The 12,936-nt window shown below is 61.3% G+C and carries 10 protein-coding genes; 4 read left to right on the top strand and 6 right to left on the bottom strand.

The annotated features are described in order from the left end of the window. Window positions 1-5 precede the first annotated feature (5 nt). Complete coding sequence (locus BM036_RS11620; protein WP_091852125.1) at window positions 6-431, bottom strand: acyl-CoA thioesterase; 426 nt, start codon at window positions 429-431, stop codon at window positions 6-8. 172 nt (window positions 432-603) lie between these two features. On the opposite strand from BM036_RS11620, the gene BM036_RS11625 reads away from it, so the two are divergent. The 3 genes from BM036_RS11625 to BM036_RS11635 all read left to right on the top strand — a co-directional run bounded on the left by BM036_RS11625 (window position 604) and on the right by BM036_RS11635 (window position 4,878). Then, complete coding sequence (locus tag BM036_RS11625; protein WP_091852128.1) at window positions 604-2,247, top strand: MBL fold metallo-hydrolase; 1,644 nt, start codon at window positions 604-606, stop codon at window positions 2,245-2,247. 245 nt (window positions 2,248-2,492) lie between these two features. Further along, the gene (locus BM036_RS11630; protein ID WP_091852131.1) at window positions 2,493-3,896 is read left to right on the top strand and encodes a succinylglutamate desuccinylase/aspartoacylase family protein; all 1,404 of its coding nucleotides are present in this window, start codon (window positions 2,493-2,495) and stop codon (window positions 3,894-3,896) included. Window positions 3,897-3,945: 49 nt separating this feature from the next. Continuing rightward, window positions 3,946-4,878 (top strand): DMT family transporter, encoded by a 933-nt coding sequence (locus BM036_RS11635; RefSeq protein WP_091852134.1) that lies wholly within the window; start codon window positions 3,946-3,948, stop codon window positions 4,876-4,878. 6 nt (window positions 4,879-4,884) lie between these two features. On the opposite strand, the gene BM036_RS11640 is transcribed toward BM036_RS11635, so the two are convergent. The 4 genes from BM036_RS11640 to ovoA form a co-directional block, all read right to left on the bottom strand. Next, the gene (locus BM036_RS11640; protein WP_091852137.1) at window positions 4,885-5,979 is read right to left on the bottom strand and encodes a malate dehydrogenase; all 1,095 of its coding nucleotides are present in this window, start codon (window positions 5,977-5,979) and stop codon (window positions 4,885-4,887) included. A gap of 91 nt (window positions 5,980-6,070) precedes the next feature. Further along, entirely contained in the window at window positions 6,071-6,604 is a 534-nt protein-coding gene (locus BM036_RS11645) for a macro domain-containing protein (protein WP_245742593.1), read from the bottom strand. A gap of 252 nt (window positions 6,605-6,856) precedes the next feature. Next, a complete protein-coding gene (locus BM036_RS11650; protein ID WP_091852140.1) occupies window positions 6,857-8,041 on the bottom strand; it encodes a MalY/PatB family protein in 1,185 nt (394 codons plus the stop codon). Beyond that, entirely contained in the window at window positions 8,038-10,176 is a 2,139-nt protein-coding gene (gene ovoA / locus BM036_RS11655) for a 5-histidylcysteine sulfoxide synthase (protein WP_091852143.1), read from the bottom strand. The genes BM036_RS11650 and ovoA overlap by 4 nt, the downstream gene beginning before the upstream one ends. A 165-nt stretch (window positions 10,177-10,341) precedes the next feature. On the opposite strand from ovoA, the gene BM036_RS11660 reads away from it, so the two are divergent. Then, window positions 10,342-11,229: an AEC family transporter gene (locus BM036_RS11660; protein ID WP_091852146.1), complete on the top strand. Its 888-nt coding sequence runs from the start codon at window positions 10,342-10,344 to the stop codon at window positions 11,227-11,229. 23 nt (window positions 11,230-11,252) lie between these two features. Here BM036_RS11660 and BM036_RS11665 read toward each other — a convergent pair whose 3' ends face one another. Beyond that, window positions 11,253-12,857 (bottom strand): methyl-accepting chemotaxis protein, encoded by a 1,605-nt coding sequence (locus BM036_RS11665; protein WP_091852149.1) that lies wholly within the window; start codon window positions 12,855-12,857, stop codon window positions 11,253-11,255. Window positions 12,858-12,936 lie beyond the last annotated feature (79 nt).

Below are 12,936 nucleotides of genomic sequence, written 5' to 3' on the forward strand. Positions count from 1 at the left end.
GGCGCTCAGGAAAAACGCTCACGGAAGTAATCCGGCAGCTCCACCACCTTTTTCTGTCGGAAACTGAAGAACACAAAGCCATACTTGGCGAGGGCAACCGGCTGGCCGCTGGCTGCCTTGGTAACCCGGAACACATAGTCACCGCCATACTTGTTCAGGTCGGTCACCCCGACCTCGAAGCGCAGGATCTCCGGGAAGAAAGATTCGGACTGGTACATGGTGGCCAGGTCGGTGACCACAATACCCACACCATCCACAATCTGCTCCTGAAGCCCCATCTTCACCATGAACTGCGCCCGGGCCTCGGACAGCATCGAAATCAGCGCATCGTTTCCCAGGTGATTGGCCCCGTTGATGTCGGTAATCCGTACCGGCATGTTGGTGGAGAAAATAAATACCTCATCGGGAAACGACAGTTTGATACGGGCCATGACACAGTAACCGGGCAGGTGGATCGAAAAAGAAGGTGCGCATCATACCCCCATGAGGCCGCCAAATCATCTGGAGCCTTCCGGCAACTTCCGTTATGTTAGGACCTATCGAATGCGCCAAAAACCATAAAAACGACCATCCCCCAAGTTGCAACAGATCAAGGTAACGCCCATGCAAATCCGCCCTGCGGCCACCCTGGCCCTGACCCGGGACTCCTCTGACGGTATCCAGGTATTGCTGCTCCAGCGCACCTGGGATGCCAGCTTCATGCCCGGCTTCTACGTTTTCCCCGGAGGCGCGGTGGACGAAGCCGACCAGCGTTGCGCCGAATACCTCACCGGCGGCGATGACCGCTCGGTGAGCCATGACCTCGGCCTCGACGCGGGCGGCAGTCACTATATGATTGCTGCCATCCGGGAAAGCTTCGAGGAGGCCGGCGTCCTTCTGGCCCTGGATGACAACGGTGATTTCCTGCCCCAGGACCACCCCGTGTTCGCTGACCGCGACGCCATGATCGCCGGTGACCAGACCCTGGCTGGCATCTGCCACCAGCACCAGTTAAGCCTGCCGGTTGACCGGCTGGCCTACCTGGCCCACTGGATCACACCGCCTGGGCCGCCCCGGCGCTTTGATACCCGCTTTTTTGTGGCAGTGATGCCGGACGGACAGACGCCTGCCCATGACCGGGTAGAAACCATTGACCACGTCTGGCTGACCCCGGAACAGGCGATGGACGAGCACCGCCAGGGTACCCGGCTGTTCGCCTCCCCCACCCTGCGGACACTGCGCATACTGGCTGGCTTCGACACCACCTCGGACCTGCTGCGCCATGCCCACTCACAGCCACCTGCGCCGGCCCCGGACAAGCCCTGGCCGGCAATGCGCCAGGGCAAGCCGGTCTCGGTGGAGCCCGGTACCCCGGCGTTCGATGAAGTCCACAAGGTCGACCCCGAGGGCCGCGGCCACGCCCTGGCGGAAATCGTCCCCGGCGAGCCGGTCCAGCTGGCTGACGGCGTTATTCGGCTTACCTGCCCCAACCCCGGCGCCCTGACCGGCCCTGGCACCAACAGTTACCTGCTCGGCCACCCGGGTGAGGACTGGACAGTCATCGACCCGGGCCCGGCGGACGAATCCCATATGGCCCGCATCCTGGAAGTAACCGGTGGCCGTATCGGCCAGGTACTGGCAACCCATACCCACCCGGATCATTCCCCGGGAGCGAGCTGGCTTCGGGAGCGCACAGGGGCCCCGTTACGAGGCATGCCAGCACCGCCGGAAGACCCGATACAGGACCACGACTTCCGGCCCGATTCGGTGCCGGTGGATGGTGACCGGATCGAAACCGCCGCCGGCACTCTGAAGGTGCTGTTCACTCCCGGCCACGCGTCTAACCACCTGTGCTTCCTGCTGGAGAACGAACGCATGCTGTTCGCCGGTGACCACATCATGCAGGGCTCGACGGTGGTCATTAACCCCCCCGACGGCGATATGAAGGATTACCTGGAGTCCCTCGACCGCCTGCTGATCGAAGAGATCCGCTGGTTCGCCCCGGCCCACGGCTTTCTGATCGGCAAGGTGGAATCGGTGGTCGACTGGCTGATCACCCACCGCCTGACCCGGGAAAAGAAGATCGCCACAGCCCTGGCCGAACATGGCCCCGGCACCCTCAAGGAGCTGGTAAAACACGCCTACGATGACGTGCCAGCCAACATCCATGGCCTGGCTACCCGTTCGCTGCTTGCCCACCTGATCAAGCTGCGCAAGGAAGGCAAGGCCCGGGAAGACGGCGAGGTGTGGGCCTCACTCACCGAGTGACCCGCAGCTCCGCGCCCCGCCAGCACGGCGGGTGCGCGGCGGGCAGGAAGTTCAAGAATCCTGACAATTCGTTGCAAATTCACACCCCAATTTACACCGGAACGGGGTATCAATGGAGTGATCAGGAATCCACCAGCGAATGACAGTACGGTTAAACCTTGGTCAGACCTCTATACCACTGTTTTCGCTTTCGGTTAGCCTACGCCGTTGCCGGATTCAGCGACTGTCCACCCATGGGAGACCCGATGCGCAAACGCCTGACCCAACGCTTGTTACCAGCCTTGCTGGCGGGCCTGACCCTGGCCCCGGTGGCCTGGAGTCAGTCTTCGGGAAGCGCACCGGAGCAAGAAACCACAAATCCGGCGCAAACCCGGGATGACGGGCCAGCGGTTATCGATGCGCCTGTCATTGCTTCAGTGGATGCCTCCGCCACTGCCAACGCCGAAGATGAAGAGGGAGAAGCACCCGCTGTCATCGAATTACCGGAAGACGAATCGGTGGAGGATATCGCGCCCTCCGACCAGGACATCCCCACCAGGGAAGAGCCTCCGGCAACAGCAGGCGACGCAATAGCCCCGGGCGTTACGCATGAATCCGACACCGCTGACGTTCCTGCGGTGGGTACTGCCGCAGATAATCCGCCAGGCACCGTGGAAGTCATTCCCGAGACCCACCCGGCCCAGGCAAAGCCATTCCGCCTGCTCAGCGGAGAAGTGCTGCCCGGCACCACGGCACGGCTGGCATGGTCTCCCGGCATCCAGATTGCCGGCCTGTCACAGCCCACCCCGGTGCTTGTAGTCAACGGAGACAAGCCCGGCCCGGTCATGTGCATGACCGGTGCAGTGCACGGTGACGAACTCAACGGCATCGAGATTATCCGCCGGGTCATCTACGAACTGGACCCCCGCGAACTCTCAGGCACCGTGGTAGGAATCCCCATCGTCAACCTGCAGGGTTTCCAGCAGGGCAGTCGCTACCTGGCCGACCGACGTGACCTCAACCGCTATTTCCCGGGCAGTGAAGACGGCAGCCTGGCCCACCGCATCGCCCACAGCCTGTTCGAACAGGTCATCCTTAACTGCGACATGCTGGTAGACATCCATACGGGTTCCCTCAAGCGCACCAACCTGCCCCAGCTGCGGGCGGATATGAACAATCCGGACGTGGCGGAGCTGAGCAAGGGTTTTGATTCCATGGTGGTGGTCCACAGCAGCGGCAGCGCTGGCATGCTGCGCACTGCAGCCACCGAGGCCGGCGTTCCTGCGGTCACCATGGAGGTGGGCGAGTCCATGCGCATCCAGGAAGAGCACATCGACGCCGGGGTCAACAGCCTGATCAGCCTGATGGAAAAGCAGGGCATGACCGCCCGTCTGTTCCAGTGGGGTGACCCCGAGCCGGTCTACTACCAGTCCCACTGGGTCCGTGCCAACCAGGGCGGAATCCTGTTCAGCGACGTCAAACTGGGGGCCTATGTCACAGAAGGAACGATACTGGGAACGGTGTCCGACCCCATCACCAACGAACAGTCGGACATCCGCGCCGATGCCGACGGCCGCATTATCGGCATGGCCGTGGACCAGGTGGTGATGGCGGGATTTGCCGCCTATCACCTGGGGTCACGGGCGGAAACCGAAGAAGAAGTGGAGTAGACTGTCGGGCCCGGTGTTCCCCTTATAGAATCGTGACGGAGCAGTACCCGTGGCTCGATATGCAAAGCATCCCCTGGCACTGGCTTATATCGGGCTGGTCCTGACACCCCTGTTCTGGGCCGGCAACGCCGTAGTTGCCCGGGGCGTCGTGGATGATATTCCACCCACCTCCCTGGCGTTCTGGCGCTGGGTGCTGGCCCTGCTCATTATCCTGCCTTTCGGACTACGCGGCGTGCGACGGGAGTGGGCGGTTATCCGCGACCACTGGCACCGTATCCTGATTCTGGCCCTGTTCAGCGTTACCGCCTTCAATACCCTGCTCTACCTGGCCGCCACGACCACAACCGCCATTAATATCGCCCTGATCAACTCCACCATTCCGATCATGGTGGCGCTGCTGGCCTTCCTGCTGCTCGGCGAACGCACCCGGGCCATCCAGGGCCTGGGCATTGCCGTGGCCCTGGCCGGCATGTTGCTGGTAATCGGCCAGGGAACCCTTGGCCGGCTGGTGGGGCTGTCATTCTCGGTTGGGGACCTGATCATGGTTACGGCAGTGGCCAGCTGGGGCGTCTTCTCGGTGCTGTTACGACGCCTGTCCGTTCCCGTGAAAAGCCTGACCTTCCTCACCATGCAGATTGCTTTGGGCACTGCGGTGCTGGCACCGATCTACCTTGTGGACCTGATGTTCTTCTCCGGTGGCTTCGAACTGTCCCGGACCACCCTGCCACCGCTGGTGTACGTGGCCATTTTCCCCGGCATTCTTGCCTACGCATTCTGGAACTACGGGGTACTCAACGTCGGCCCGGCAAAGTCCGCCATGTTCATGTACCTGACGCCGGTATTCGCCGCCGTGCTGGCATGGGTGTTCCTTGGCGAGCGCCTGGGCTGGTACCACCTGGCCGGCGGCGGGCTGATCCTGGTGGGACTCTGGTTCACCACCCGGAACCCGCCCATAGCCCCGGCCCGGAAAACGGCGGAGTGACCGACCCTACAGCACCCGGTCAGTCTGCAGGTACTGCTCTGGCAGGGAAATACCGTCATCGTAAAGGGTGATACCGGAGCGCAGGCAAACCGACAGGTTGCGGTGGGAGGCCTCCGTGTCCTCAGGCAGCAGTTCCGCCACCGTCTGCATCTCCTCCAGCAATTCCCGCTCGGTTTCCCTCATGCGGTCCCGGGCGAAATCGCTGATTTCCAGGCCCTGAACAATCTGGTAGCGGCCGTAATCACAGCGCACCGGGAACGAGTAGAAAATGCCCTTCTCGATACCATAGCTGCCGTCACTGACAATACCCATACTGACCCAGTCGTTCTCAGGGGTGCCGTTGATCCAGTCGTACATGTGATTGAGGATCGCCTGGGCGGCCGATGCGGCACTGGAATGCCCCCGGGCCTCGATAATAGCCGCCCCCCGCCTCTGGATCTTGCGGATAAACTGTTCCCGGTACCAGTGCTCATCCACCTGGGCCAGCGCAGGTTCGCCATAGATGGTGGCATGGCCCAGATCCGGGAACTGGGTTGAGGAGTGGTTGCCCCACACGGAAATACGCCGGATGCCCCTGGGGTTGGCGCCAGTGTGATTGGCAAGGATACCCCGGGTGCGGTTGTGGTCCAGCCGGGTCAGGGCCGTAAACTGGGCCGGGCTCAGATCCGGGGCGTTGCGGCTGGCAATCAGCGCATTGGTATTGGCCGGGTTACCCACCACCAATACCTTCACATCCCGGTTGGCAAACTCGTTGATGGCACGCCCCTGGCCGGCAAAGACAGGGGCGTTGGCGGTAATCAGTTCACTGCGCTCCATACCGGGCCCACGGGGACGGGCGCCAATCAGCAGCACATAGTGGGCGCCGACCACGCCATCCTCGAAGCGGTCATGCATGCTGATACTGTGCAGCAACGGGAAGGCACAGTCCTCCAGCTCCATGGCAATGCCCCGCAGGGGCTCCATCGCTCTGGGCACCTCGATAAGCTGCAGGATCACCGGCTGGTCGCGGCCAACCATCTCGCCGGCGGCAATACGGAACAGGAGGGAATGGCTGATACTGCCGGCGGCACCGGTGACAGCAATACGCACAGGACGCTTCATGGTCGGGCTCCTTTTGTCATGGGAGCCGCAAACCATATCAGGTTGACGCTAAAAATATGAGTCGAATTTAAAAAACGTCTAATTAATGAATTCAGCTGACTCTCGCCGCCAGTTCATCAAGTACCCGCTGGTGCAGCTCCCGGTCCCGCTCGCTGAACAACACAAAACGAATCAGCCTGACCGACGCCAGCCGCTCCGCCTCAGCCAGCAGGGTACCGAGCGCCACCCGGGCCGCCGCCTCCATGGGATAACCAAACGCACCGGTGGACAGCGCCGGGAAGCCGATAGCGGCCAGGCCATGCTGGTCCGCCAGCTGCACCGCATTACGGTAACAGTCCGCCAGCAAAGCATCCGACGGCTCATCCACCCCATACACCGGCCCCAGGCAATGAATAATGTGACCATTGGGCAGCCCGAAGCCCTCAGTCATCACCGCCTCCCCGGGCTGAATCGGCGCCAGCGGCAAACAGGCCTCAGCCAGTTCCGGCCCTGCCGCCCGGTGAATCGCCCCGGCCACACCGCCACCGGGCATCAAACGCGCATTGGCAGCGTTGACCACCACATCCAGGTCCGGCTGGTTGGTGATGTCGCCCTGGATGCATTCGATCCTGATACGATTTTTCATCTTGCATAAATCAACCATCATTAACCCCAGCTCTGGAGGAAGATTGCACGGAAGTCTCACGCGAGATGGGGTGGGGGCTTTCGGAGCAGCGCCAGGGATGGCGCGGTCCAAGGTCGGTCCATGGATGGGCCGTGAATTGGAGCGGAGAAAGCCCCCACCGCAGCTCGCACGCCCCCCACAGGCGAGTCCACTTACGGGCCGTGAATTGGAGCGAACAATACCTGGCATGGTCTGCCTCGCACGGAGTCAAACTCACTGAGAGCGTCGAGCAACCACCGCCACCTCAATTTGCTCCAACGCTCCCCGAATCACCCCCAAGGGCGACCCGATGTTCAGCCGCATAAACCCGCTACCCTGCTCCCCAAAGGTAATGCCAGGATTCATCCCAACCCCGGCCTGCTCCACCATAAACCGCTTCAGCTCCGGGTCATCCAGCTCAAGGCCCCGACAATCCAGCCAAAGTAGATAGGTCCCCTCCGGGTCCGTCACCTTTATCTCCGGCAACCGCTGCTCCACAAAGCCAAGCACAAAATCCCGGTTGCCGCGAACATAGTCCATCATCTCCGCCAGCCACTCGCCGCCGTGGCGATAGCCCGCCTCAAAGGCCGTTACACTGAACGGATTGCACTGCACCATATGCAGCGAATCAAACACCCCGTTCAGCCGCCCCAGCAGGTCCGCCCGCTCCGACACCACCGCAGACAAACCCATGCCCGGAATATTGAACGTCTTGCTGGGCGCAACCGTCGTCAGCAGCGGATCACCCGGCTCACAGACCGCTGCCAGCATGGTGTGAGATGGCCGGTCCCGGTACACCAGGTCGGCGTGTATTTCGTCGGAAACCACCACCAGGTCGTGGCGACGGGCAATCGCCATCACGCCCTCCAGCTCCTTACGACACCACACCCGACCAACCGGGTTATGGGGTGAACACAGGAACAGCACCTTGTTGGCTGGATCGGAAGCACAGCTTTCCAGGTGTCCCAGGTCCATCTCATACCGGCCATCCCGCTCCACCAGCGGATTTTCCACCACCCGGCGACCGGCCTTGCGAATACTGCTGAAAAACGGCGGGTACACCGGTGGCTGGATCATGACTCCCTCGCCTGCCTCCGCAAACGCCATGGCGGCCGCATGCAGGGTCGGCACCACCCCGGGGGCCATGCGAACCCACTCCCGCTGAATGGTCCAGTCATGATGCTCCCGGAACCAGTCGATCATGGACTCGTACAGGCTGTCCGGAAACAGCGTGTAGCCATAGGCCGGATGGCGCGCCCGCGCCACCAGGGCATCGGTGACCGCCTGCGGTGCAGCAAAATCGGTATCCGCCACCCACAGGGGAATCACATCCTCCCGCCCGAACACTGCTCTGCGGGCGTCAAACTTTACGGCGCAGGTGCCCTCTCGCGAGAACACCTGGTCAAACGGATTACTCAAGCCTTACGCTCCCAGATCGTAATGTCCGTGAAATTGTACTGGTATTTATTGGTCGTCTCGCGAATGACAAAAGGCATCCGTCCCGGTTCGCCAACCAGGGAGAAATGCTCGCCCAACAGCTCATCCAGCGCATCGCGGGTCGTGTAGTTTTCACCATCCTTCTTGAAACCACCGAGCCACTTCTCACGGGGCGTATGCTCCTCCTGCCAGGTATAGGGGGAGGCCAGCACCAACAAACCGCCGGCCTTAATCCGCCTGTGAATCTCCGCGAGGAAGCGTTCCGGGTCATAGAGCCGATCCAGCAGGTTACTCGCCAGCACAAGGTCATAGCCGGTGAACTGGGGTTTGAGATTGCAGGCGTCCCCCTGCCAGAAGTGAACCTTTCCGGAAACCTCAGCCAGGCCCAACTGATCCAGGTAGCGGGTACGGTAGCCAACCAGCTCTGCCTCATCAACCAGGGTATAACGTAGCGCGCCCTGATCCGCCATGGACACGCCCTGGGCAATAAAACGGGCCGAGAAATCCACCCCGGTGACATGGTCAAAATGCCTGGCCAGTTCGAATGTTGAGCGACCGGAGGCACAACCAATATCCAGCGCGGCAATCGCGGGTCGATTCCCCATGGCGCTGATCGCCAGTTCCGCAATGGCTTTGGGGTAGTTGGGCACACCCAGGTTTTCATCCCCGAAATGAAACTCGGCATATTCCGACAGCAGTTTGTCGGTTTCGTACTGGGTGGCCGGGGGCCGCACCTCGGCTTCGGAGACCACATACCGGAAACCGGCATGCTGGAAGAAGTGACGCCGGAATGCATAGCGGGCCGAGCGCAGGGTCTCGTTGCCACAGGAAATCCAGGACCCGCCCTTGATCAGGTTATGCTGATTATCGAAAGTCGGGGTCGTGAAGTCATCGTAGAGCGGATGCACTTCAAAGCCATCAAATGGATAGGTGGGCGTCTCCACCCACTGCCAGACGTTGCCCACAACATCAAAGAAGTCACCATGACGGAACCAGCTGACCGGACACGATGACGCCCAGTGATCCAGGTGCAGGTTGGCGCCGGCAGACGTGTTACGTGGCACCTCTCCAACGCCAGCGACATCATAGAGGCGATACCACTCGTCTTCCGTCGGCAAGCGTACTGATTGGCCGGTCTCCCGGGCCATCCAGTTACAGAATGCCTTGGCTTCGTGATAGTTGACCTCTGCCGGCCAGTCCCACGGCATCTCGACCTGCTCTGTCATCAACCGCAAATACCACTGGTTGTTCCAGACCCAGAACGTCGGATGGCGAGCTTCGGTAAAGTCCCGCCATTTGCGGCCCTCCTCTTCCCATACCTCGTCGTCCTGGTAACCGCCGGCTTCCACAAACTTCAGGAACTCGCTGTTGCTCACCAGGTATTGGCTCGCCTCAAACGCCGGCACGTCAGCACGGTGTTCACCGTATTCGTTGTCCCAGCCATAGAAAGGGGCATCGAACGGTTTCCCCAGGACAACCTCGCCACCGGGCACTGCCACCAGTGTGTTCTCGGGCGCCTCGCCGGTTTTCGGGCATGGCCGCCAGTCCGGGTCGCTCCGGATGTAGTCCAGCTTGTGCTGGCGAATAAGGACGGACGACGTTTCCAGATGAATCCGCTCATGCTCGATCCCCATCATGATCGGCCACCAGTCACTGCGCCAGTTGATCGGCAGCGTCAGCGGCAGGGTATCGATGAGGTCGAGGACCGCATGTCGGACCTTGTCCCGGTACGCCATGACTTCCGCAACCGAGGGCCAGTCGTAGTGATCATCATCCAGGTCATCCCAGCTCATTTCGTCAACGCCAACGGCGAACGTTGATTCCATGCGGGAATCGATGCGATGCGGCAACAGCTTGGCCAGGACCAGTTTGTTGACGAAAAAGGTCGCGGTATGGCCGAGATAGAAGATCAGTGGATGCCGCAGTGGAATGGATTTTTCGAAATAGGCCTCATCCCGGGCAAGGGTGCGGAACAGGGACTCGTAACGGGCCCAGGTGGCCAGGAAATACTCCCTGATCTCGTCCCGCCTGGACTCCGGGTCGCCGGACGCCAGGTCGGGCGTACGCTCGAACAACCGGCTGCGGGTGGTTTCTTCAATGCTCTCCAACATACTCATCACGCATGCTCCTACAATCACTGTCCTTGCTGATACTGTTCGGCATGGCTTTCGGACCATCAAAAGCGATGATCCGTGCGTCGCACCCATGACGGTCCGGCCAGGAAACACTACAATTGCCACCCTACCCTTTACCCTGCTTGCTGTTCCGTTCCCGGAGAATCCATGATAGGCCAGATTGTTTCAACGATGTTGCCCGTCTTCCTCATTGCCGGGTGCGGAGCCCTCTACGGTCGCTATCGATCACCCGACATCCAGAGCATGAACACCGTCAACATGGAGCTGTTCGTGCCCATGCTGGTGTTTGCCGTGCTGGCCGACCAGGAGGCGCCACTGGCGGATTATGCCTGGCTGGCCACCGCCGGCGTGGTCGTTGTGCTGGGTTCCGGCCTGCTGTTGTGGCCCTTGGCAAAGATGTTGCGGCTGAACCTGAAAACCTTCCTGCCGCCGATGATGTTCAACAACTCCGGCAACATGGGCATTCCGCTGATCGTGCTGGCCTTTGGCGAGGCCGCCCTGCCCGCCGCCGTAGTGCTGTTTATCGTCGAGATGATCCTGCATTTCTCGGTAGGCCTGTACATGCTGGACCCCCACACCTCCATGATCCGGCGCCTGCGGGTGCCGGTGGTACTGGCGACCATTGCCGGGCTAGCAGTGAATATCGGGGGTGTGGCCCTGCCGGGATGGCTGATGGAAGCCCTGAATATGCTGGGCGGCATCTGCATTCCGCTGATGCTGTTCACCCTGGGCATCCGCATGCTGGAAGTGGACTTCAGTGACTGGAAGCTGGGCCTGCTCGGCGCTATCGCCTGCCCCGCCAGCGGCCTGGTCCTGGCCTGGCCGTTGATTGCGGTGCTGGACCTGCCCGGCATCCAGGTGGCCAGCCTGTGGGTATTTGCCGCGTTACCGCCGGCGGTGCTCAACTACATGGTCGCCGAGCAGTACCGGCAGGAGCCCCACAAGGTGGCCTCCCTGGTACTGATCAGCAACCTGGGCAGCCTGGTGGTGATGCCCATTGTATTGGGACTGGTATTCAGCGCCGGTTACCTCTGAGCATAACCGGCGCCATCGACGCCTCAGGCCTGTCCCGCGCGGAAGAAAGAGACCTCCTTGCGCAACTGGTCCGCCAGGGTATCCAACTCACGGCTTGAGGAAGCGACCTGCTCGGAACCGGCGGCAGTCTCTACCGTGGCGTCGTGGATCCGGCGGATGTTGCGGTTCACTTCTTCCGCCACCGCACTCTGTTGCTCCGCCGCGCTGGCAATCTGGGCATTCATATCGTTGATGGCACCCACTTCGTGGCGGATGCGACCAAGGGCTTCCTGGGCCTCTCCGGTCTGAGCCACGGTCTCCCGCGCCAGTTCACGACTGGTCTCCATGACCGAGACGGCCTGACCGGCACCGGTCTGCAGCTTGCCGATCATCTCCTGGATTTCCCGGGTGGAATCCTGGGTGCGGGTCGCCAGCGAGCGCACCTCATCGGCGACCACCGCAAAGCCCCGGCCCTGCTCCCCGGCCCGTGCAGCCTCAATGGCTGCATTCAGGGCCAGCAGGTTAGTCTGTTCGGCGATGCCGTTGATCACTTCAATGATGGACTCGATATTGGCGCTGTCCTGGCTGACCTGGCGCACAGTTTCAGTGGCGCCTTCCAGGGTATCGGCCAGGTTACCGATGGCAGCGGCAGTGTCAGCCACTACCCGGTTGCCTTTCTCTACTTCGTCATCTGCGGTGCGGGTGGCAGAGGCCGCATTGCCGGCAAAGCCGGCGACTTCGTTGACGGTGGCTGCCATCTGGTTGACCGCCGCCGCCATTTGCTGGGCCTCTTCCGACTGCAGGCGGATTTGTTCACGGTTATTGCCGGCGGTGTCCATCAGTTCGGTGGCCGCTTCGGCCAGCTGGGTGGTGGTTTCCTTCAGGGCACCCATCACACTGTTCGGATACTGGGTATCGATCGCCTGGTCCAGCTGACCGTCTGCCAGTGCGCGGATTGCCTCAGCCACTTCTTCCGGCTCCGCCCCAAGGGTTGCTTTCAGGTTACGAATGATGAGCACCACCACGGCGATGCCCACCAGTATGGCCAACCCGGTGATGATAAAGATCAGGGCCTGGAAGCCGGAGGCTGCATCCTGAACCCGATCGATATCCCCGGCAATGATGTCTTCCTGGTGGTCAATAAATGCGTTTACCCGGGCGAGCCATTCCGTGTAGGCCGGGGACACCTGTTCCAGCAGGAAGACACGGGCCGCCTCGGGGCCTTCACTCTGGCGAAGGGTGACCAGCTGCCCTGTCAGCGCCAGGGTGCGCCGTTCGATGGCCTGGATTTCCCCAAGCAGGCGGGTTTCCTGGTCACTGGCACCGAGTTCATCGAACAGCCGGTCCATCGCCAATGCAGAGTCCTGATAAAAGGCCTTCAGCCGGTCAACATCCTGCAGGTGCGTCCGCAGATCCGCGTCGTTACGAACCAGCACGGCATCACGAATGGCAATGGCCCGGTCATGGACACTACCGCGGAAGTTGATGGCATGGCGCTGCTTGACCGACGCACCTTCGCGGACGTCCATCAGGGTGCGATCCATGAAACCGACCCGGAGGTTGCCAACCACACTGACCAGCACCATCAGGGAAAGAACTACTCCAAAACCGAGACCCAGGCGCTTCGCAACCGACAGCCGACCGAACATGGCAATACTCCGACACCGTAAAGTTATTGATCGAGCCTATGAGTTCCCTGAAACTCGAAGATTGGATCAATGTTTCGGG

Origin of the sequence: Marinobacter segnicrescens, from assembly GCF_900111555.1 — a bacterium.
Taxonomy (GTDB): domain Bacteria; phylum Pseudomonadota; class Gammaproteobacteria; order Pseudomonadales; family Oleiphilaceae; genus Marinobacter; species Marinobacter segnicrescens.

Excerpts from the sequence above, each read along its gene's own strand:
- BM036_RS11620 (WP_091852125.1), bottom strand. The coding sequence starts at position 431 with ATGGCCCGTATCAAACTGTCGTTTCCCGATGAGGTATTTATTTTCTCC.
- BM036_RS11625 (WP_091852128.1), top strand. The coding sequence starts at position 604 with ATGCAAATCCGCCCTGCGGCCACCCTGGCCCTGACCCGGGACTCCTCT.
- BM036_RS11630 (WP_091852131.1), top strand. The coding sequence starts at position 2,493 with ATGCGCAAACGCCTGACCCAACGCTTGTTACCAGCCTTGCTGGCGGGC.
- BM036_RS11640 (WP_091852137.1), bottom strand. The coding sequence starts at position 5,979 with ATGAAGCGTCCTGTGCGTATTGCTGTCACCGGTGCCGCCGGCAGTATC.
- BM036_RS11645 (WP_245742593.1), bottom strand. The coding sequence starts at position 6,604 with ATGAAAAATCGTATCAGGATCGAATGCATCCAGGGCGACATCACCAAC.
- ovoA (WP_091852143.1), bottom strand. The coding sequence starts at position 10,176 with ATGAGTATGTTGGAGAGCATTGAAGAAACCACCCGCAGCCGGTTGTTC.
- BM036_RS11660 (WP_091852146.1), top strand. The coding sequence starts at position 10,342 with ATGATAGGCCAGATTGTTTCAACGATGTTGCCCGTCTTCCTCATTGCC.
- BM036_RS11665 (WP_091852149.1), bottom strand. The coding sequence starts at position 12,857 with ATGTTCGGTCGGCTGTCGGTTGCGAAGCGCCTGGGTCTCGGTTTTGGA.